The sequence below is a fragment of the Aeromonas sp. TECH754 genome (assembly GCF_056279295.1).
On record NZ_JBWBRA010000001.1, the window covers coordinates 4,352,370 to 4,372,699 of the forward strand.

Annotated in this window: 25 protein-coding genes; 13 read left to right on the forward strand and 12 right to left on the reverse strand. The window is 60.3% G+C overall.

Features of this window, described 5'->3' with window-relative positions; genetic code table 11:
* Positions 1-102 precede the first annotated feature (102 nt).
* From ACZ9IL_RS19910 to npr, 10 genes are all read left to right on the forward strand, one after another.
* Entirely contained in the window at positions 103-1,098 is a 996-nt protein-coding gene (locus ACZ9IL_RS19910) for a KpsF/GutQ family sugar-phosphate isomerase (protein WP_476005000.1), read from the forward strand.
* Positions 1,098-1,652 (forward strand): 3-deoxy-manno-octulosonate-8-phosphatase KdsC, encoded by a 555-nt coding sequence (gene kdsC, locus ACZ9IL_RS19915; RefSeq protein WP_476005001.1) that lies wholly within the window; start codon positions 1,098-1,100, stop codon positions 1,650-1,652. The genes ACZ9IL_RS19910 and kdsC overlap by 1 nt, the downstream gene beginning before the upstream one ends.
* Positions 1,649-2,209: an LPS export ABC transporter periplasmic protein LptC gene (lptC, locus tag ACZ9IL_RS19920; RefSeq protein ID WP_476005002.1), complete on the forward strand. Its 561-nt coding sequence runs from the start codon at positions 1,649-1,651 to the stop codon at positions 2,207-2,209. The genes kdsC and lptC overlap by 4 nt, the downstream gene beginning before the upstream one ends.
* Positions 2,196-2,714 carry a lipopolysaccharide transport periplasmic protein LptA gene (lptA, locus tag ACZ9IL_RS19925; protein WP_476005003.1) on the forward strand — a complete coding sequence of 173 codons (519 nt, stop codon included), beginning with the start codon at positions 2,196-2,198 and terminating at the stop codon, positions 2,712-2,714. The genes lptC and lptA overlap by 14 nt, the downstream gene beginning before the upstream one ends.
* Before the next feature lie 10 nt (positions 2,715-2,724).
* The gene (lptB, locus tag ACZ9IL_RS19930) at positions 2,725-3,450 is read left to right on the forward strand and encodes an LPS export ABC transporter ATP-binding protein (RefSeq protein WP_438550815.1); all 726 of its coding nucleotides are present in this window, start codon (positions 2,725-2,727) and stop codon (positions 3,448-3,450) included.
* A gap of 65 nt (positions 3,451-3,515) precedes the next feature.
* Positions 3,516-4,955 (forward strand): RNA polymerase factor sigma-54, encoded by a 1,440-nt coding sequence (locus tag ACZ9IL_RS19935; protein WP_476005004.1) that lies wholly within the window; start codon positions 3,516-3,518, stop codon positions 4,953-4,955.
* A gap of 20 nt (positions 4,956-4,975) precedes the next feature.
* Positions 4,976-5,263 (forward strand): ribosome hibernation promoting factor, encoded by a 288-nt coding sequence (gene hpf, locus ACZ9IL_RS19940; RefSeq protein ID WP_005305957.1) that lies wholly within the window; start codon positions 4,976-4,978, stop codon positions 5,261-5,263.
* A gap of 2 nt (positions 5,264-5,265) precedes the next feature.
* The gene (gene ptsN / locus ACZ9IL_RS19945) at positions 5,266-5,712 is read left to right on the forward strand and encodes a PTS IIA-like nitrogen regulatory protein PtsN (protein ID WP_033132292.1); all 447 of its coding nucleotides are present in this window, start codon (positions 5,266-5,268) and stop codon (positions 5,710-5,712) included.
* Positions 5,713-5,752: 40 nt separating this feature from the next.
* Positions 5,753-6,619: an RNase adapter RapZ gene (gene rapZ / locus ACZ9IL_RS19950; protein ID WP_476005005.1), complete on the forward strand. Its 867-nt coding sequence runs from the start codon at positions 5,753-5,755 to the stop codon at positions 6,617-6,619.
* A 20-nt stretch (positions 6,620-6,639) separates the two neighbouring features.
* The gene (gene npr, locus ACZ9IL_RS19955; protein WP_438550812.1) at positions 6,640-6,912 is read left to right on the forward strand and encodes a PTS phosphocarrier protein NPr; all 273 of its coding nucleotides are present in this window, start codon (positions 6,640-6,642) and stop codon (positions 6,910-6,912) included.
* Positions 6,913-6,930: 18 nt separating this feature from the next.
* On the opposite strand, the gene ACZ9IL_RS19960 is transcribed toward npr, so the two are convergent.
* From ACZ9IL_RS19960 to ACZ9IL_RS20015, 12 genes are all read right to left on the reverse strand, one after another.
* On the reverse strand, positions 6,931-8,835 hold the full coding sequence (locus tag ACZ9IL_RS19960) for a BglG family transcription antiterminator (RefSeq protein ID WP_476005006.1): 1,905 nt from the start codon (positions 8,833-8,835) through the stop codon (positions 6,931-6,933).
* 104 nt (positions 8,836-8,939) lie between these two features.
* A complete protein-coding gene (dagF, locus tag ACZ9IL_RS19965; RefSeq protein ID WP_476005007.1) occupies positions 8,940-9,680 on the reverse strand; it encodes a 2-dehydro-3-deoxy-phosphogluconate aldolase in 741 nt (246 codons plus the stop codon).
* Positions 9,680-10,795: a DgaE family pyridoxal phosphate-dependent ammonia lyase gene (locus ACZ9IL_RS19970; RefSeq protein ID WP_476005008.1), complete on the reverse strand. Its 1,116-nt coding sequence runs from the start codon at positions 10,793-10,795 to the stop codon at positions 9,680-9,682. The genes dagF and ACZ9IL_RS19970 overlap by 1 nt, the downstream gene beginning before the upstream one ends.
* On the reverse strand, positions 10,779-11,918 hold the full coding sequence (locus ACZ9IL_RS19975; RefSeq protein WP_476005009.1) for an amidohydrolase/deacetylase family metallohydrolase: 1,140 nt from the start codon (positions 11,916-11,918) through the stop codon (positions 10,779-10,781). Before ACZ9IL_RS19975 ends, ACZ9IL_RS19970 begins: the two co-directional genes overlap by 17 nt.
* A gap of 187 nt (positions 11,919-12,105) precedes the next feature.
* The gene (locus ACZ9IL_RS19980; RefSeq protein WP_476005010.1) at positions 12,106-12,756 is read right to left on the reverse strand and encodes a DUF4310 family protein; all 651 of its coding nucleotides are present in this window, start codon (positions 12,754-12,756) and stop codon (positions 12,106-12,108) included.
* A gap of 11 nt (positions 12,757-12,767) precedes the next feature.
* Positions 12,768-13,544, reverse strand: coding sequence for a DUF4311 domain-containing protein (locus ACZ9IL_RS19985; RefSeq protein ID WP_476005011.1), 777 nt, complete (start codon positions 13,542-13,544; stop codon positions 12,768-12,770).
* Between the two features lie 21 nt (positions 13,545-13,565).
* Positions 13,566-13,862, reverse strand: coding sequence for a DUF4312 family protein (locus ACZ9IL_RS19990; RefSeq protein WP_476005012.1), 297 nt, complete (start codon positions 13,860-13,862; stop codon positions 13,566-13,568).
* Complete coding sequence (locus ACZ9IL_RS19995) at positions 13,862-14,227, reverse strand: SFCGS family glycine-rich protein (protein WP_476005013.1); 366 nt, start codon at positions 14,225-14,227, stop codon at positions 13,862-13,864. The genes ACZ9IL_RS19990 and ACZ9IL_RS19995 overlap by 1 nt, the downstream gene beginning before the upstream one ends.
* Before the next feature lie 17 nt (positions 14,228-14,244).
* Positions 14,245-14,604, reverse strand: coding sequence for a transcriptional regulator (locus ACZ9IL_RS20000; protein WP_476005014.1), 360 nt, complete (start codon positions 14,602-14,604; stop codon positions 14,245-14,247).
* A 318-nt stretch (positions 14,605-14,922) separates the two neighbouring features.
* Positions 14,923-16,044 (reverse strand): outer membrane-stress sensor serine endopeptidase DegS, encoded by a 1,122-nt coding sequence (degS, locus tag ACZ9IL_RS20005; protein ID WP_476005015.1) that lies wholly within the window; start codon positions 16,042-16,044, stop codon positions 14,923-14,925.
* Positions 16,045-16,133: 89 nt separating this feature from the next.
* Positions 16,134-17,492 carry a Do family serine endopeptidase gene (locus tag ACZ9IL_RS20010; protein ID WP_476005016.1) on the reverse strand — a complete coding sequence of 453 codons (1,359 nt, stop codon included), beginning with the start codon at positions 17,490-17,492 and terminating at the stop codon, positions 16,134-16,136.
* Between the two features lie 81 nt (positions 17,493-17,573).
* On the reverse strand, positions 17,574-17,954 hold the full coding sequence (locus tag ACZ9IL_RS20015) for a Z-ring associated ZapG family protein (RefSeq protein WP_476005017.1): 381 nt from the start codon (positions 17,952-17,954) through the stop codon (positions 17,574-17,576).
* Between the two features lie 140 nt (positions 17,955-18,094).
* Between ACZ9IL_RS20015 and zapE the strand changes: the two genes are divergently transcribed.
* From zapE to rpsI, 3 genes are all read left to right on the forward strand, one after another.
* Positions 18,095-19,189 carry a cell division protein ZapE gene (zapE, locus tag ACZ9IL_RS20020; protein ID WP_476005018.1) on the forward strand — a complete coding sequence of 365 codons (1,095 nt, stop codon included), beginning with the start codon at positions 18,095-18,097 and terminating at the stop codon, positions 19,187-19,189.
* A 267-nt stretch (positions 19,190-19,456) separates the two neighbouring features.
* Positions 19,457-19,885 (forward strand): 50S ribosomal protein L13, encoded by a 429-nt coding sequence (gene rplM, locus ACZ9IL_RS20025; protein WP_005336289.1) that lies wholly within the window; start codon positions 19,457-19,459, stop codon positions 19,883-19,885.
* Positions 19,886-19,899: 14 nt separating this feature from the next.
* Positions 19,900-20,292: a 30S ribosomal protein S9 gene (gene rpsI / locus ACZ9IL_RS20030; RefSeq protein WP_005891084.1), complete on the forward strand. Its 393-nt coding sequence runs from the start codon at positions 19,900-19,902 to the stop codon at positions 20,290-20,292.
* The last annotated feature ends 38 nt before the right edge of the window (positions 20,293-20,330 follow it).

Sequence of the window (20,330 nt, forward strand, 5' to 3'; positions counted from 1 at the left end):
TAACAACTTGCATCAGGGGATGATGACCCCGCATCCGATTCGCTTATCTCGACAGACTTTTTTATAATCCCGCAGCAAATTTCGGCCCGGAGCTGTGCATTTATGTCTGTAACGCCTGAGAAAGTGTCTGAACTGTTCGATTTTCGTCGCAGTGCCCGCGCGGTGCTGGACATTGAAAAGCAAGCGATTGATGGACTCTACCAGTACCTCGACGAGACCTTCGATCGGGCCTGCGAGATGGTGCTGCGCTGCGCCGGCAAGATAGTGGTCACCGGCATGGGTAAGTCTGGCCATGTGGGCAACAAGATCGCCGCCACCCTGGCCAGCACCGGCACGCCCGCCTTCTTCCTGCACCCCGGCGAAGCCAGCCACGGCGATCTCGGGATGATCTCCGCCGGGGATCTCATCATTGCCATCTCCAACTCTGGCGAGAGTGACGAGATCCTGGCTCTGTTGCCTGTACTCAAGCGCCGCGGTATTCCGCTCATCTGCATGACCGGCAACCCGGCCTCGACCATGGCCAAGGAGGCCAACGTCCATCTCTGCATCAAGGTCGACAAGGAGGCCTGCCCGCTCGGGCTGGCGCCCACTTCCAGTACCACCGCGACGCTGGTGATGGGAGATGCACTGGCGGTAGCCCTGCTGGAGGCCCGCGGCTTCACCGCCGACGACTTCGCGCTGTCTCATCCTGGCGGCTCGCTCGGCAAGCGCCTGCTGCTGCGGGTGGGGGACTTGATGCACCAAGGCGAGCTGTTGCCCCGGGTGGGGATCGATGCCACCATCAGCCAGGCGCTGCTGGAAGTGAGCCGCAAGGGGCTGGGGATGACGGCGGTCGTCGACGCAGATGGCCGGCTGGCCGGGCTCTTTACCGATGGTGACTTGCGCCGGATCCTGGATCTGCAGGTGGATATCCATCACACCTCGATCGCCAAGGTAATGACGACCAACTGTGTTACCGTAGGGCCAGAGATGATGGCCGCCGAGGCCGTCAAGCTGATGGAAACCAAAAAGATTAACGGATTGCTGGTGGTGGATGAGACGAGGCGGCCATTGGGTGCCTTCAACATGCACGACCTGCTCAAAGCCGGGGTGATTTGATGCAAGATGTACCGACCCTCTATGGTCCGGTGACGCGCAGCCAGTATGACAAGGCGGCGCAGATCCGTCTGCTGGTGTGCGATGTGGATGGGGTGCTCTCCAATGGCTTCATCTATATGGGCAATAACGGCGAGGAGCTGAAGACCTTCTGTACCCGCGATGGGGCGGGCATGCGTGCCCTGCTCAATGCGGGTATCGAGATCGCCATCATCACCGGACGCAATTCCCGCATCGTCAGCGATCGGATGAGGAGTCTGGGAGTGCAACACCTGGTGCAGGGGGCGGATCATAAGCTGCCCCACTTCGAGGCCCTGCTGACCAAGCTGGGTCTGGATGCCTCACAGGCGGCCTATATGGGGGATGACACCATCGATTTGCCGGTGATGGCGGCCTGCGGCCTCGGCATCGCGGTAGCGGATGCCCATCCGCTGGTGCTGGCCCGCGCCGATATGATCACCCGCCTGGGGGGCGGCGTCGGGGCGGTGCGCGAGGTGTGCGATCTCATCTTGCAGGCGCAGGGGCTCGGCGACTATCAGCCTGAGGCGTCCGTATGAACAAGCAGACACTGTTGTTCGGCCTGCTGTTTCTGGTGGCGCTGGCGGCGTGGCAGATCGGCGATATCGAGCTGGCACCCGAGCCGACCAACAAGGTCGAGAACTATCAGCCGGACTTCACCGCCAAGAATCTGGTTACCACCCGCTTCAACGAGCAGGGCAAGCGGACAGAACGGCTGGAGTCGGAGTTTGCCGAGTATTTCCAGATCCTCGAACAGGCGACCTTCGACAAGCCGGTGATCTACATGTTCGATGAGAAGGGTGAGGCCGAATGGAAGGTGACGGCGCAGACCGGTGTCCTCAACACCGATGACAACGTGATCCTGCGTGACCAGGTGCATCTGGATGGCTTGTTGCCAGCCTCTTTCATCTCCACATTGGATACCCCATATCTGGAACTGGATCTGGTGACTCAGGATGTGAGAAGCAACCAGCATATCAGTATCCTGGGTCAGGAATTCCAGACCGAAGGGGTTGGCCTGAGAGGTCACCTTGGTCGTAAATATTTCGAATTACTGGATAAAGGCCATGCCACTTATTTCAATGAAAAACGTTAATCTGGCCCTCACCGCCCTGCTGTTGTGCGGCGTGGCGAACGCCAAAGAGTCCGACTTCGCCCAGAAAGTCTACGTGGATGCGGTCAAGCAGGTGGCCGAGATGCAGGATAACCGCATCACCTTCAGTGAGGATGTGATCATCACTCAGGGCTCCATCAAGATTAAGGCCGACAAGGTGGTGGTGATCCGCTCCGGCGAGAAGGGTGCCGAGGTGATGACCGCCTATGGCAACCCCGCGACCTTTTTCCAGGTGCTGGACAACGGTAAGCCGGTCAATGCCCATGGCAACAGCATCCGTTACGAGCTGAAGAACCGGCAGGTCACCATCACCGGCAACGGCCAGCTCAAGCAGGAAGACAGCCAGGTCAACGGCGATCTCATTCGCTATGACATCGTCACCCAGAAGATGATTGCCGAGAGCAAGGGCCCGGCCCAGCGCGTCAAGACGGTGTTCTTGCCGGATCAGGTTGAAAATTTCGACAAGCCCGCCGATCAGAAGAAGTAGGAAACGAGCCATGGCAGTGTTAAAAGCAGTTGGCCTGCAGAAGAGCTACAAGCGCCGCATGGTCGTCAGTGACGTAAGCCTGGAAGTGGGTACCGGTCAGATCGTGGGGCTGCTTGGCCCGAACGGGGCGGGCAAGACCACCTCCTTCTACATGATCGTGGGCCTGGTGCAGCGGGATGCCGGTCTCATCACCATCGACGATCAGGACATCAGTCTGCAACCCATGCATATCAGGGCCCGCAACGGCATCGGCTATCTACCGCAGGAGGCCTCGATCTTCCGTCGTCTGTCGGTGTTCGACAACCTGATGGGGGTCATGCAGACTCGCAAGGGCTTGAGCAGTGAGGAGCGGGAAGACAAGGTCGAGCAGCTGCTGGAAGAGTTCAACATCACTCATATCCGCGACAGTCTGGGGCAGAGCCTCTCGGGCGGAGAGCGGCGACGGGTCGAGATCGCGCGCGCCCTGGCGGCAGAGCCGAGATTTATCCTGCTTGATGAGCCTTTTGCAGGTGTTGATCCTATTTCTGTAATAGATATCAAGAAGATCATCCAGCATCTGAAAGAACGGGGGCTGGGTGTCCTGATCACCGATCATAACGTCAGAGAGACGCTGGATGTGTGCGAGAAGGCCTATATCGTCAGCCACGGCAAGATGATTGCCGAAGGCGCACCGGCCGATATCCTCGCCGATGAGCAGGTCAAGCGCGTCTATTTGGGCGATCAATTCAGTCTATAGTAAGGGTGCATCCCTCATTTTTGTTAGGTGACTGCCTCGCTGAACATAAGGATATCCCGACGTAGATGAAGCCGACATTACAGTTGCGTCTCGGTCAGTCACTGACCATGACGCCACAATTACAACAAGCGATTCGTCTGCTCCAGCTCTCCACGCTGGAACTCCAGCAGGAAATTCAGCAAGCGCTCGACAGCAACCCCTTGCTGGAGCAAGAGGAGAGCGAGGCACAGGAAACCAACCCGACAGAGGCAGTCGACGCCAGTCAGCTGGACTCCAGTGATGCCATGGCCCAGGACAAGATGCCCGATGAGCTGCCGGTGGATACCACCTGGGACGAGGTCTATTCGGCCGGTACGGCCCAGAGCGCAGGCCCCATCCACGATGGGGAAGACAGCGTCTATCAGGGGGAAACCACCGAGAACCTGCAAGACTATCTGTTGTGGCAGATGCGGTTGACGCCGTTCAGCGATCTGGATGCCGCCATCGCCCTCGCCATCATCGACGCCATCGACGATTCCGGTTATTTGACCGTCTCCCTCGAGGATATTCAGGTTGCAGTCAGCAGTGATGAGGTAGAAGTCGAACTGGATGAGGTTGAGGCCGTGCTCAAGCGGGTGCAGCATTTCGATCCGATCGGCATCGCTGCCCGCTCGGTCCAGGAGTGTCTGCTGATCCAGCTTGGCCAGTATTCGCCCGATCTGCCCTGGCTCAATGAGGCGAGGGAGGTGATCAGCGAGCACATGGACTTGCTTGGCAATCGCGATTACCGCACCCTGGCCCGCAAGACCCGTCTCAAGGAAAGCGACCTCAAGGAGGTGCTGGATCTCATCCAGCAACTGGAGCCAAGGCCCGGCAATGGCATCATCCAAGGCGAATCTCAATACGTGATCCCGGATGTCTCCGTGATCAAGAAGGGCAACAAGTGGGTGGTGGAGCTCAATCCGGATTCGGCACCGCGTATTCGCGTCAATGAGGCCTATGCTGCGATGGCTCGCAACGCGCGCAGCAGCACGGACACCCAGTTCATTCGCTCCCATCTGCAGGAAGCGAAGTGGTTCATCAAGAGTCTGGAAAGCCGCAACGACACCCTGCTCAAGGTGGCCAGCTGCATCGTCGAGCAGCAGCAGGGCTTTTTCGAATACGGTGAGGAGGCCATGAAACCCATGGTGCTCAACGACATCGCCGAGGCGGTGGAGATGCATGAGTCGACGATTTCACGGGTGACGACCCAGAAGTACATGCATACGCCCCGCGGCATTTTTGAACTGAAGTTTTTCTTCTCCAGTCATGTCAGTACGGAGGGGGGAGGAGAGTGCTCATCGACCGCTATTCGCGCTCTGATCAAGAAGCTGGTGACGGCTGAGAATCCAGCCAAACCGCTTAGTGATAGCAAGATCGCGGATTTGCTGGCCGAACAGGGTATTATGGTGGCGAGACGCACGATAGCAAAGTACCGTGAATCCTTGTTGATCCCGCCATCCAATCAGCGCAAACGCCTGGTTTAGGCAAACAAAAGGAAGACGTTATGCAAATTAACCTGACCGGACACCATGTCGAGATTACCGAAGCTCTGCGTGATTATGTGAACAACAAATTTGCCAAACTCGAGCGTCACTTTGACCATATCAACAACGTACACGTGGTGTTGAGCGTCGAAAAACTGAACCAGATTGCCGAAGCCAAGCTGCATGTCAGCGGGGGGGAGGTGTTCGCCAATTCGCAGCATGCCGACATGTATGCGGCGATTGATACCCTGCTGGATAAACTGGATCGGCAGATCATCAAGCACAAAGATAAGTTAAATCAAAAATAACTATGCAACTTGAACACATACTGAGTCGGGACTGCACCAAGAGTGCGGTCCCCTGTACCAGCAAGAAACGCGCCCTCGAGATCATCAGCGAATTGGCCGCAGAGCGCCTCGGCACCTCCCGTCAGGTGTTGTTCGAGAGCCTGCTGGCGCGGGAAAAAATGGGCAGTACCGGGATCGGTGCCGGTATTGCCATTCCCCACGGCCGGATCGACGACGCCTTTGCGCCGACTGCCGTGTTGATGACCTTCTCCGAATCCATCCCTTTCGATTCCATCGACAATCAACCGGTTGACCTGCTGTTTGCATTGCTGGTGCCGGAAAGCGAGTGCAAGCAGCACCTCAAGACCCTTTCCCTGATGGCATCCAAGCTGGGCGACAAGGCGGTCTGCCGCCAGTTGCGCCAGGCGACCAGCGATGAAGAGCTCTATCAGATCATGACCTCGGCCTGATGCCGGGCACGACATAGCCAAGTTGGCGTGAGGGGACAAGATGCAGTTAATAGTGGTAAGCGGCCGCTCGGGCTCCGGCAAGACCGTCGCCCTGAGGGTGCTGGAGGATCTGGGGTATTACTGCGTGGACAACCTGCCGGTGAATCTGCTACCCCAGCTGATCGTCTCGGTCGAGAGTCAGTATGACAAGCTGGCGGTCAGCATAGACGTACGCAACTTGCCCAGCCAGCCTGACAGACTGGACAACCTGCTGGCTCAAGTACGCAACGAGGGGCGGGTGGAGTTCTCCAGCTTCTTCTTCGATGCCGACAACACGACCCTGCTCAAGCGCTATGGGGAGAGCCGCCGGTTGCACCCCTTGTCGCGCAACAAGCTGTCACTGGATGAGGCGATCCGTGAGGAGACCCATCTGCTGGCACCGCTCTCCTCCACCGCCGATCTGCGTATTGACACCACCAGTCTCAGCATTCACGACCTGAGCGAGCTCATCAAGACCCGGGTGCTCGGCAAGAAAGAGAACGAGCTGGTGCTGGTGTTCGAGTCGTTTGGCTTCAAGTACGGCATTCCCAAAGATGCCGACTTCGTGTTCGATGCCCGCTTCCTGCCGAACCCGCACTGGATCCCCGAACTCAAGCCGTTCACCGGCCAGGATGAGCCGGTCGCCAACTACCTGTCCAACCAGCCGGATGTGATGCTGTTCACCCAGCAGATCGAGAACATGCTGGCGACCTGGTTGCCCCAGTTGGAGCGCAACAATCGCAGCTATGTGACCGTTGGCATCGGTTGTACCGGTGGCCAGCACCGCTCGGTGTTTGTCGCCGAGCGGCTGGCCAGCGCGTTCCGTCTGCTTGGCAAGAACGTGCAGATCCGTCACCGCACGCTGGACAAACGTTCACCGCAAGTCTGATAGACCAACAGGATGCTCAGATGACAGTTTCCGCCTCGGTAGAAGTCAAAAACAAGCTGGGTATTCATGCCAGACCGGCCATGATGCTGTTCGAGCTGGTACAGGGCTTCGACGCCCATGTGCTGCTGCGCAACGAGGACGGGGTGGAGGCCGACGCGGACAGCGTGATCGGCCTGCTGATGCTGGACTCCGCCCAGGGCAAGCAGGTGGAAGTCCAGGTGGAGGGGCCGGAAGAAGCAGAGGCCCTGGCCGCCGTGGTGGCGCTGTTCACCTCGGGCTTCAACGAGGAGTGAGCCCCGCTCCGGCTACCCTCATGATCCGGTGCGTGCCAGCCCCTTGAAAGTGGCAAAATCCCGACAAGCCAGCAGATTTCTGCTGGCTTTTTCGTTCATCAACGCCAGGAACAGATCGTAGAGCCCCATCGCCTCCTCGTAGTCGGCCTTGGCGATGGCCAGCACGAAGATGAGGGTGGCGGTCTCGCCGTTGCCCCAGTCGATGCCCTGTGGCGCCAGCACCGTATAGACCAGGGTACGGCGCGCCAGCAGACCGAGGGCGTGGGGCAGGGCGATGCCGTCCCCCAGCATGGTGGAGACGATGCGTTCCCGCTCATGCAATGAGCTCCTGAATCCGCTCTCCACCAGATCCTCGGCCTCCAGCTGATCGCAGATGCGGGTAAACAGCTGTGCCTGACTGAGCGGTTCCTTGACCACCATGAAGTGGTCGGCGTCGAAATACTTGTCCAGCAGATAGGGACGGGTGCGGTCGATCAGCACCAGTTTGCCGAGCTGTTCCAGCTGGTACTGGGTCGGGAAGGGGGCCATCTGCACCACGGGGACGTTCTTCTCGCTGACCTTGACCGTGCTGATGACGAAGTCCTGCACGATCCGCACCAGACCCTCGTAATCCCGCACCGACTCCAGGCTGGTCAGCTGCAGCTGGGGATATTCGCGCCTGATGCGCGCCTCCAGCACCCGGAAGGTGGCATTGCCGGCATCGCACAACAGCAGCGCCTGGGGCCGGCGACTGTAGCCGATGTCATGGTGGCGCTCCAGCCCGACCCCGATATGGATCACCAGGTAGCCGATCTCGTGGTGGGTCAGGTGGTAGGGGGTCTGTTTGATCCACTCCGAGAGGGCGGCCAGGGTGATGTCGTAGGCGAGGGGGTAGTACTGCTTGATGTGATCCGCCAGCGGATTGTGGCTGCCGACCTGGTATTTGATCCGCAGCAGCATGGCGCTGATATGGGTCAGCAGATCGGCGCGCAGCTGGCCGTCGTGGCGCAGATCGTAGGGATAGTGCTGGTGGATGTAATCCAGCAGGTGCTCGACCAGCTGGGCGCTCTCGGCGGTCATGGTCGCGCTGAGGTGCGGGGTGTCGGCGATGAGGCGCGCCTGGATCTGGATAGCGAGACAAGCTACCTCCTGCTCGCTCGGAGCGGTCAGGGTCGGCAGCTCGGCATAGACGTCGCGCGCCACCGCAGCCAAGGGCGCGGTGAGATCCTCATCGCTGAACTGCAGCAACTCATGACCGGCCGCCTGCCTCAACAGGGTGACGGCGCAGTAGAGGGTGAGCTGCTGCAGGCTCTCGTCGGCCAGCCGCAACTGGTGGCGACCGAGTTGGGCATGGATGCGATTGCCGACAACCTCCAGCGTCTTGCTGGGGCAGAGGTTCGGCAGCAGGCCCTGCAACGGGTTGTTGCGTGTCTGCTCCCGATAGAGCAGATGGGTGAGGCAGGCGCGGATGGCGGTCTCCTCGCCCTGGATGCGCATGCCGAGGCGTGGCTTGCTGTCGATATTGAGCCCGAAGTGGGCGAGCCGCTCCCGTACCTGTGCCATGTCCCCCTGCAGCGCCGCCCGGCTCAGATACCAGGTATCCGCCAGCGCTTCGAGCTTGATCCCCTGTTCGGCGCTGAGCAGCAGGAGCTGCAGGTGCAGCACCCGCTCACGGCTGGTGCGCGGCAGGCTGCTCTCCTGCTCCTGAGCCGCCAGCAACGCGTCGAACAGCCCCTGATTGTAGATCTTGAGCTGGTAGCCGCTGCCACGCTGATGGATCAGGTGGCCGCCATGGGTGGCAATCAGCTCGTTCAGGGTCGCCACATCGGTGCGCACCGTGCGGGTGGAGACGTTGAGGCGACGGGCCAGCTCCTCCTGTGGCAGGGGCTCGGCATGGAGCTGGGTCAGCAGTTGATGGAGTCTGGGGTGGGGCAGCTTGAGCATGGACGAAACGTGACTCCTGTCGCGAGAGAAGGGACCGATGTTAACAAGCTGATCATCAACAAGCCAGGCACCGGTCAGTGATCGGACCGGTGCCGCGCTTGATGTTATGCCAGCAGCCGTTTCACCACATTGAGCAGGGTTCGCACATCCGCGGGGCGGGTCAGGCCGCTGCCACTGTCGATGATGGAGCTGTAGACGTGGGGAATCACCTTCTCGACGCCGGCCGCCAGCGCGATGCGGACAATCTCTTCGACGTTGTCGAGGTCGATGCCGCCGGTGGGCTCCAGCCAGAAGCCGTGACGGGCACAGGCCTCGGCCACCGCCTGATACTCGTCACGGCAGGCGAGGCCTCCCATGGGGAAGAACTTGACCGAGCTGCCGCCCATGTCTTTCAGCAGGGCGATGGCGGTATCGATGGGCACTATGCCATCCGTTTGCCCGGCGCTAAGCGGGCCGGTGGAGATCTTCACCATGCCGGGAGTGCCGGTCGGCGAGATCAGGCCATTGACCAGCGTCTCTGGCTGGCCGAGCAGCGCCCGGCTGGCACCGACCCCGGTGAACACCTGATTGACATGCTGGGGCTGCAGTTGGCGGGCCAGCTCGGCCACCATGGCGGACTGTCTGGGATCGCCGGCACCCAAGCCGATGGAGAGGGCATTGTCGATCAAGGCGGCGTATTCGCGCATGTCGGCGACGGCGGAGGGTACGTCCGGGTAGTTCTTGGAGAGTACGCCGACCAGCACGTGGCCTTCGGCCGCCTCATAAATGTCGACGGCGTTTTGCCTGGACCCAGCCAGCACGTTGAGACAGACACGGTTGCGATAGTAGTTGGGAGTAAGGGACATCAACGGTTCTCCTGAATGATCTGGGCAATGGCGGCATGGATCTGATCGAGCTGGGCCGGACTGACGCTGCGCACGTCGATCTCGATGTGGCCTTCGTTGGCCTTGTAGCCACGGCAGTAGATGGCGGGGTTGCCCTGTTGCAACCGAGCCACTACCTGTACTGTGCTGATGCCGAGCTGCTGGTGGTCGAAGGCGATGTCGGTACGGGCGATGTCACGGCCGGCGCTGTCCCACACCACCCTGGCGCTGACACCCGGCAACTGGTTGAGCCGCTCGATGAAGGGGGTCATCTTGGCCACCATGGCGGCGCCGCTCTCCTTCTCTTTCTCCAGGTAACGCTCGATGGCATGGGTCAGGCCGAGGATCCCCTCCTTGCCCACCTTCATGGCGCGGCCGATACCGCCTGACTGCTGCTTGACCCACTCCACATATTGGCGCTTGCCGAGCACCAGCCCGCTGGTGGGCCCTTCGATGGCCTTGGCACCGCTGTAGATGACCAGATCCGCCCCCATCTGGTAGTAGAGGCGCAAGTCTTCTTCCGCGGCCGCATCGACGATCAGCGGCAACTGATGAGCCCTGGCGACCTCGGCGGCCTGGGCCACCGACAGAATGCTCTTCTGCACGCAGTGGTGGGACTTGATGTAGAGGATGGCGGCGGTATTGGGGGTGATGGCGGCGGCCAACTGGGCGGGGGAGCACTCGTTGGCATAGCCAGCTTCCACCACCTTGCCGCCCCCCAGGTTGACCATGGTGCCGACCGGGGCGCCGAAGTTCACGTTGTGGCCCTTGGGCAGCACGACTTCGGTCGGCACCGCGTGACCGTGGGCGTGCAATTGCTCCAGCCGGTAGGGGTCGCCGCGCACTATCACGGCGGCCACCGACTGGGCGATCCCGGCGCTGGCGCAGGAGACCACTACCGCATCTTCTACCTCAAGCAAGTTGGCCAAGTAGGCGCCGGTCTTGTTGATCAGATCCTTGACCTCGAAGTAGTGACCGAGGCCGAAGTTGACCGCGTCAACCACCTCCTGCTCCGGGGTGGAGACGCCGAGCAGGGTCATGCGGCCGGAGGCGTTGATCACCGGTTTGAGCTGATATTTCTCATAGACAGAAGACATGGTGTGATTTCCCATAGTGAGTCAGAACCAGGTCGCCGCCCACCAGGGCGGCGAGGGGACGCAGTTGCCGGTCGCCGCGACGCGACTGGGTTTCGGTATCCATAAACAGGGCCGGGCCAGAGGCCAGTTCGAACAAGGTCAGATCGGCGTCGGCCCCTACCTCGAGCCGTCCCTTGCCGGTCAGGCGCAGCGCATCGGCGGCCTGGTGGGTGACGCAGGCGAGCACCTGCTCCAGCGTCATGCCGATGACGAGAAACTTGGACATCACATGGGCCAGGCTGTAGACCGGTCCCTTGATGCGGTTCTTGCAGTAGATGTCCGAGCTGATGGTGTGGGGCAGGATCCCCTGGCGGATGGCGAGTTCTGCCACCTCGAAGCTGAAGCTGGCCCCGCCGTGGCCGATGTCGAGCCGTAGACCCCGTTGCAGCGCCTCGCGCACCGCGACGCGCAGCTCACCGGCCGGAGTCAGGATGCGGTTCGGTTTGCCGTTGAAGCAGTGGGTCAGCAGATCGCCGTCCCCCAGCAGGGCGACGATCTCATCCAGATCCGGTGGGGTGTTGCCCACGTGCACCATCAGCGGCAGCTTGCCGTTATCGCGCTGGATCTGCTTGGCCATGCGCAGCGGTTGCAGACCGTTCTCCCCCACCACGCTGCCACTCATGCGTGCCTTGATGCCGACGATAAAGTGGGGATGGCGGCGGATGGCCGCCTGGGCCAGCGCAGGATCGATGTCGGCAGGATTGGCCAGCTCATTCTGGCGCAACAGGCCGATGCGGGAGATGTTGAGCAGGGCGTGCACCCGGGTCTTGCAGTCGGCGGCCAGCCGCTGGAACGCATCCACGTCGTCGGCGCCCGTGCTGCCTGCATCGATGACAGTGGTGACGCCGGATTCCACGCCCACCTTGTCCGGTTCATCGTTATAAATGGGGGAGGCGGGATAGCAGTGGGTGTGGCTGTCAATCCAGCCGGCACTCACCCCGATCTCACCCGCTAGAGTAAGGGTTTGCTTCGCCGCTGATGCTGCTGGCAGTTGGCCGAGGGCCGCTATCTTGCCGTCCAGAATGGCGATGTCGATGAGCTCGCCATTTCCCTGGCGCCCCGCTCTGATGATGATGTCGTACATGCTGATATCCCTCTTGGAACCTGCTTGCGTTCTTACTGCGAGGCCGTGATCAAGGCTCATGTGCTGCTCGGAATCCTCATTTATGTCTATAAACTCCGGTTCCTGTGCTGCTCTTCACCTTGCTGACGACCTCTCGCGACAGATCGCAAACAGGTTCTTAAATGCCGCCCCGCGGGGCGGCATTTGGTTAAGCCAGGGCGACCGGGAAGAAGGTGCCGAGCAGCATGGCACCCAGGATGGCGCCACCGGTGATGGGCTTGTTCCAGATGTAGAACAGCAGCGCACCCAGCAGGGAACCCAGCCCGATGGGGATGGAGGCCCCCATGGCGGAGAGGATGATCAAGGGGCCGAGGAAGCGGCCCGAGCTGTTGCCAGCGCCCATCATCACGTCCGCCCCGTAGGTGGAATTGCTCTGGTTGATGGTGAACTTGCGCGCCAGGATGATCACATAGCCGATGGCCAGACCAATCCCCATGCCGGTGACCAGGGAGGCGCCAAAGTTCTCTACCGGATAGATGATGCCGGCACCCAGCAGCAGGGCAGGCACGCCCAGGCCGACGCCGGTCTGGATGGCGCCGCCGATGTCCAGGATCCCCACCAGGGAGCCCTCGATGATGCGGGCAAACAGGAAGCTGGCACCGAAGGCCGCGACCGCACCGTAGGCACCGGTGTCCATGCCGGCTTTCAGCATGGCGACGAAGGCCACCTCGTTGAAGGCTCCGACGCCGTACAGGTAAAACATATGGGTTCCGGCAAAGACCCCGGCCGACAGCAGGCCGACGAAGATGGGGAAGGACCAGTCCGCGTACCAGAAGTTGTTTTTCAGTTTCTCATCCATGTCGGGGTCCTTTATTTGCCGCTCATCAGGTTATGGACATTTTCCAGCCACAGGGGGATCCCCAGGTGGAAGGACTCGATCAGTTTCATGTCGAAGCCGCGGAAGAATCCGCTCAGCACGAACAGCAGGACGATGGCCGCCATCATCACCTTGGTGACATGGTTCCAGCCGCTCTCTTCCACGCCCTTGCCGATCAGGATGCCGAGCACCAGACCCGGTACGGCGTTGCCCATGATGAGCTGCGCCAGACCGCCGAAGATGGTGGCCCAGAAGCCGGACTTCTTGCCCGCCTCGATGGCGGCCAGCCAGAAGATCACCGGCATGACGGTGTTGACCAAGAGGTTGGCGGCAGGCACCAGCACCTTGACGGCGGTGACCTGCAGGGCGGCGGGGACGGCGGCGGCCGTGCTGTTCAAGAAGGCAACCACGATGGCGCCTATGATGCCGCCGGCGATGGCCATCTTCTTGGGGTCATGCAGGGTACTGGTGATGTCCCGGTTCTTGACCAGCAGCGCAGCCGTGGCCCAGTGGGGGATGATGCGGTGATCCACATCCTGAGTGAAGGCGCCTGCCGCCACGGTGGAGGCCCAGGCATTGAAGAAGAAGCCAAGACCGAAGGAGAAGTGGGAGGCGGGATCCCCCTCGCAGGAGTTGAGCTCCCCCAGGGTGCGGAAAGCCCCCATGCCCTGCACGGTCGGGGCGTGGAACATCCGTGCCGCCCCGACCCCCACTCCGACGCCGACCAGGCCGCCGATGATGAGTGACTTGAGAAATATGATTAGAAACATCCAACATGTCCTTTTGTGGTGTTAGACAAGGCTGAAAGCCACTTTGTCGGCATCCAGGCTGGTGACTTTGACCGTGATTTCCAGCTGGACGCGGAATTCGCGGCGTTGGCGCGGCAGGAAGAAGAACAGGAACTTCTCCACCCGGACCGACTCCTCGGCCTTGAGCACCGCGACCTCGACCGGTTCGATCCGCAGCATCACGCGCGGGTTGTCCTTGAGCAGGCTGGGTTGCACCTGGCTGAGGGCGGCAGCGAACGCCTGCTGGCGAGTCGCCCCCTTGCCGTTGACGATGACCTGGGTGGTGAAGTGTTCGTTCATCAGGCGCGACCGTGCTTCTTGGCGAAGGCTTCGACCAGCTTCTGGCCGAGCTCTTCCTTGTCCATGAAGCCAAAGCCGAGCACCACGCAGCCGTCGTTGATGGCGGTCACGCCCTCTTCGACGGAGCGCATGCCGTAGCGGCACTTGTAGCCGTACTTGGTCTGGGCGGTGATGGCGCCGGCGCCGCCGCTGCCGCAGAAGGAGATGCCGAGATCCGCCTGCTCCTTGTTCATCACATCACCGAGCTTCATGTCGGCGGCCATGCCGGGGATCACGGTCACGCTGGCGCCGGCGGCTTCTGCCCCGGCACCCACTTTCTGGCCCTTGCCGAGCCTGTCTCCGATCACGAGTTTGATAACTGACATTGGGGTATCTCCTTGGGTTAAAGGCCCAGCACCGAGCTGAGTTCATTTTCTTTGGCCACTTCGAAATGGACCGACAACAGGTGGGCCTCTTCGTGGGCCAGCTTGTCCAGCCAGGCGACGACCTGTTCGGCCAGTCGCAGGGAGAGGGGGGAGATCTCATCGAACAGGCTGAGATCGACCTCCGGCAGGGATTCACCGCTATGGGAGCGCCACACCATGGCTTTGACGTGGGAGGCCAGCATCTGTTGCTGCACCTCGTTGGGACGGATGCCCTGATCAGCCAGCAGGTGGTAGATCCGTGCCAGGGTGAGCTCCGTCTTGCGTTGCAAGGCGGGGCTGTCCGGGGTCAGGGCACTGTCATGAGTGTCGGTATTCAAGGTCTGCTCTCCAAGGCTGGCAGAAGGGATGTGACTACCCTAAGGCGATGGCGCGGTGTGGAGGAGGCAGCCTTTTTCCGATTCGAAGCGGAAATTCCAGGCAAAGACCTGTTTAATCCCGCCATTTTGGGGGGGCGGAGGTCCAAAGAGGGCTGCTAGAGGCTGATCGAGTGTGATCGGGGCCATATTTTGGTGGGCAGAGTGAGGCTTGGTTTGAGGGGCGAAACTGTGAATCAGCTCACGGACGGGGCGATAACGGAAAGGTAAATAGCAACGAGGGACACCCTGGTGCCCCTCGTTGTGAAACGGGAAATATGGTTAGCTGGGGGAGGCCGAGCTGCTGGCTGGCAGGTTCTGATAGCGCACGTCTTCCTCGATGACGACCTCGACCTCCAGCGGTTTGCCGTTGCGGATCACCGAGATGCGCAGCTTGGTGCCGGGGCGGCTCTCGACGATCTTGTCCATGACGGAGCGCACGCCGCTGATGGCTTCGCCATTGACCTTGAGCAGCACATCTCCGCGCTTGAGGCCCGCCTTGCTGGCCGGTCCGTCGGGATCCAGACTCTCCACCACCAGGCCCTGCAGATCGCCTAAGTTCATCATGCGCGCGACTATGGGGTTGATCTCGACGCTGGAGATGCCGAGGTAGCCGCGAATGACCCGGCCGTTGGCGATCAGCTCGTCCATGATGCGTTTGGCCAGCTTGTAGGGGATGGCGAAGCTGATGCCGTAGCTCTCCTGATTGCCGTTGAGGTGATAGGCGGCGGTGTTGATGCCCACCAGATCGCCGCGGCCGTTGACCAGGGCGCCGCCCGAGTTGCCCTCGTTGATGGCGGCATCGGTCTGCAGCAGATCCTGCCGGCCGTTGCTGTCCGGTCCCATGCTGGAGAGACCGATGCGTCCGGTGGCGCTGATGATGCCCTGGGTGATGGTCTGGCCGACGTTGTAGGGGTTGCCGATGGCGAGCACCACGTCCCCCACGTCCGGCAAGCGGTCAGGATCCTGCGGGATCACCGGCAGGTTGTCCGATTCGATGTAGAGCACCGCGAGATCGGTCAGCTTGTCGGTGCCGACCAGCTCGGCGCTGAAAACCCGGCCATCTTGCAGTGCGACGATGATCTGATCCGCGTCGGCAATGACGTGGTAGTTGGTCAGCACGTGGCCGCGCTGGTTCATGATGACCCCGGAGCCCAGCCCTTGCGGCCTGAGTTCGGCCTTCTCGCCGCGATTGCCGGCGAAGCTGCGGGTGTAGATATTGACGACGGCGGGGCCGGCGCGATGGGCGGCGTAGGAGAAACTCAGCTCACGGGCATTGGTGATGAGGCCCGGCAGGGGGGCGCCACCCCGAAAATTGGGGAACAGCAGCAACAGGAGCGCGGCGACGGTGAGGCCAAAGCCGACAGACTTGCCCAAGTAACTGATCAAAGGTGGGATTTTCATGTCATTCTCATCCGTACATGCTGCGCGCAGAGAATAACATTATCGGTGGATAAAAATCACCCGCGGCGGTTGCCGCGGGTGTGAGGGACTTAACGTATCACCAAATAGAGCGAGGAGTCGCCACGCTGGATGTTCAGCGCCAGCACCTCCGGCTTGTCTTTCAATGCCTTGGTCAGCTCTCCCAGAGAGTTGATGCGCAGGCGGTTGACCCCGATGATGATGTCACCCTTCTGCAGGCCGGAGGCGGCGGCAGGGGAGCGCGGATCGATATCGGACACGGCCACGCCGGTCACCGGCTCTGTGGTGGTGCTGAGCTTGGCCCCTTCCAGTGCCGGATGCAGGGCGCTGGCGAGGATCTCGCTGTCATCGGCCTTCTTCAGAGTGACCTTGACGGTCTGCTCCTTGCCATCACGGATGAGGCCAAGGGCAACCTGCTTGTCGGCACCCATGGTCGCAATCTTGGCGCGCAACTCACCGAACGAGCGGATGGGCTTGCCATCGATGCTGATGATGATGTCGCCCGCCTTGATGCCGGCCTTGTCGGCGGCGGAATCAGGCATGACCTGGTTGACGAAGGCACCGTCCTTCTTGTTGTAGCCGAAGGACTTGGCGATGTCGGTGGTCAGCTCGGTGCCGGTGATCCCCAACTGGCCACGGCGTACCTCGCCGTACTTGACGATCTGATCGGACAGGTCTCGCACCATGTTGGACGGAATGGCGAAGCCGATGCCGATGTTGCCACCGTTCGGACCCAGGATGGCGGTGTTGATGCCGATCAGCTCACCGCGCAGATTGAGCAGGGCGCCGCCGGAGTTGCCCGAGTTGATGGCCGCATCGGTCTGGATGAAGTTCTCCAGGTTCTCGATGTTGAGGCCGCTGCGACCCAGAGCACTGACGATACCCGAGGTCACGGTCTGACCCAGACCGAAGGGGTTGCCGATGGCCAGGGCGTAGTCACCGACTCTCAGGTCGTCGGAGTCGGCGAACTTGATTTGCACCAGGTCCTCGGCCTTGATCTGCAGCAGGGCGATATCGGACTGCTTGTCTTCGCCGATCTTCTTGGCTGCGTACTCACGACCGTCCTTCAGATTGACCTTGATCTCGTCCGCCTCGTGGACCACGTGGGCATTGGTGATCACATAGCCCTTCTTGGCATCGATGATGACGCCGGAGCCCAGCGCCTGGAAGGGCTGCTCGCTCACCTGCTCGTCAGGCATGTTGGGGCCGAAGAAGAAGCGGAATTGTTCCGGCAGACGCTGGCGGGTGATCTTCTTGCCAGAGACGGAGATATTGACCACGGCAGGGGTGACCTGCTCGAGGACGGGGGCCAGGCTCGGCATCTCCTGGTTGTTCGCCAACAGCGGCAGGGCAGCTTGTGCTGGCGCTGCGGACAGGGCGATACCGACACTGAGGGCTAATACACTGAACACAGAAAGAGATTTACGCATATGAGAAACAGCTCCCAGAAAAAGTTGCATTGCAATCGTCAAGGTCTGACCACGATAAGGCGTAATTAGTTCCACCAGGGACTAGCTGGGTTGCTTGAGCAGCCCGGAAGCCCCGGCGTAGTCACGGGGTGGCAGACCCGGTTCTTCGTTGGCGGAGGCATCGTTGACCTCGTCAGGCTGGGGCTCGCGGAACAACGGCTCCTGTACTTTGGCCAGGAACTTGCTCTGCTCGGCCATGTGGCGGTACAGGGTCTGATATTGATCGGCCAACTGCTCCATCAAGGCGGCGCTGTCGGCAAAGTGGGTGGTGATCTGGCCCTGATAGCTTTCCAGCTCCTTGTGAGCCTTCTTCAGCTCCTGTTCCAGGCGCCCGGCATCCCGGCTGCGGACAGTGAAACGACCGACCACAACGCCGATGATGAGGGCGACGACCGCCAGCAGGATCCCGTTTAACAGAGTCATAGATGCTCCTTGTTACAGCTAATTCGATGAGTGTTGAGACGGCCGAATTGGCCGCGATGCCTCGTGGGCACTATACCGTGCACCCCGAGAGCGTGATACTATTTTGTCCTTCATTCAGGGACTTGGAGGCGGTTTACAGGATGACCCCGCAGCAAAAATATCAGCAGGATTTGCAGCGTCCCGGCTTTTTGGCCGACCCGGCTCAGGCGATGGCCGTGGCCCGCCTGGAGAGACTCTATCAGGATTTGTGCGCCAGCCCGACTCCGACCAGATCCCGTGGCTTGCTCGGCTGGTTGCAAAAGCCCAAGCCCGCCGCTCCCGTCCTCGGTCTCTATATGTGGGGCGGAGTGGGCAGAGGCAAGACCTGGCTGATGGATACTTTTTTCGAGAGTCTGCCGGGGACGCGAAAGTTGCGCATCCATTTCCACCGCTTCATGCACCGGATCCATGCAGAACTACAGGCGCTGACCGGTCAGCCCGACCCGCTCAAACTCATCGCCAGCAAGCTGGCCGGCGAAACCGATGTGATCTGTTTCGACGAATTTTTCGTCTCCGACATCACCGATGCCATGTTGCTGGGTACCCTGTTCCAGGCACTGTTTGGTCACGGCGTGGTGCTGGTGGCGACCTCCAACATCCCGCCCAAGGAGCTTTATCGCAACGGTCTGCAACGAGCACGGTTCCTGCCGGCCATCGAATTGATCGAGCGCCACTGCGAGATACTGAACGTGGACGGTGGCGTTGACTACCGGCTGCGCACCCTGGAGCAGGCGGAGATCTACCACTTCCCGCTGGATGAGCAGGCCAGGTGCAATCTCGATCGTTATTTCGGACAGTTGAGCGGCTCGGCACAGATCAATGCGGCCATGCTGGAGGTCAATCATCGCCAGTTGAGCGTGCTGGGGATGGGCGAGGGGGTACTTTATATGGAGTTCGATCAACTCTGCTGTACCCCGCGTTCGCAAAGCGACTACATCGAGCTGGCCCGGGAGTTTCATACCGTGTTGCTGGCCAATGTGCAGCCGATGGGGACGGGGACGGATGATGCCGCTCGCCGTTTCATCGCCATGGTGGATGAGTTTTACGAGCGGCACGTCAAACTCATCCTGTCGGCGGCGGTGCCCATGGTCGAGCTCTACGGAAACGGCCTGCTGAATTTCGAATTCAAGCGCTGTCTTTCGCGGCTCCAGGAGATGCAATCGCACGAATACCTTGCCAGAGTACACCTTCCTTAGTCACAATACCCGAGCCTGCCAGTCGGATGGGCATCTGCGGCAGGTAGGGCCGGGCGACATTTGCTAGCTTCATGGCAGTGAAATTAGCAGGTGATATTTAAGGCAACTTCACTTATAATCGCCCGGCCCACGTTACAGCTGTCGATAAGACAGCAACACTTTAAGCTTTACTTGTATTCGAAGGGGTACAGGTAGGCCATCGTTTGTTGTTTGTGGGAGAGCCCCCATAAGCAATTGGGTCTGTAACAGGTAATTGGGTTTAACTTAATGAAAACTTTCGTTGCCAAGCCAGAAACCGTAAAACGTGACTGGTACATTGTGGACGCAGAAGGTAAAACTCTGGGTCGTATCGCAACCGAGATCGCTGCTCGTCTGCGTGGTAAGCACAAAGCTGAATACACTCCGCACGTTGACACCGGTGATTACATCATCGTTGTAAACGCTGAGAAGGTACACGTAACCGGTAAGAAATTTACCGACAAAATGTACCACGCTCACTCCGGTTTCCCGGGTGGTATCAAGTCCATCAGCTTTGACAAGCTGATTCAGCGTAAGCCGGAAATGGTAATCGAAGCTGCCGTCAAGGGCATGCTGCCGAAGGGTCCGCTGGGCCGTGCCATGTTCCGTAAGCTGAAAGTTTACGCAGGCGCAGAGCACGCTCATGCTGCTCAGCAACCTCAAGTACTGGATATCTAACGGGAACTGGCAACATGGCAGAAAATCAATACTACGGTACCGGCCGTCGCAAAAGCTCCACTGCTCGCGTCTTTATCAAAGCGGGTAGCGGTAAAATCGTAATCAACCAGCGCTCCCTGGAGCAATACTTCGGCCGTCCGACTGCCCGCATGGTAGTTCGTCAGCCGCTGGAACTGGTTGAGATGACCGAGAAACTGGATCTGTACATCACCGTTAACGGTGGCGGCATCTCCGGTCAAGCTGGTGCGATCCGTCACGGTATCACTCGTGCTCTGATGCAGTACGACGAGACCCTGCGTGGCGAACTGCGTAAAGCTGGCTTTGTTACTCGCGATGCCCGTAAGGTTGAGCGTAAGAAAGTCGGTCTGCACAAAGCACGTAAGCGTCCGCAGTACTCCAAGCGTTAATTCGCTTTTGGTACGCACTCTCACGAGTGTCAAAAAAG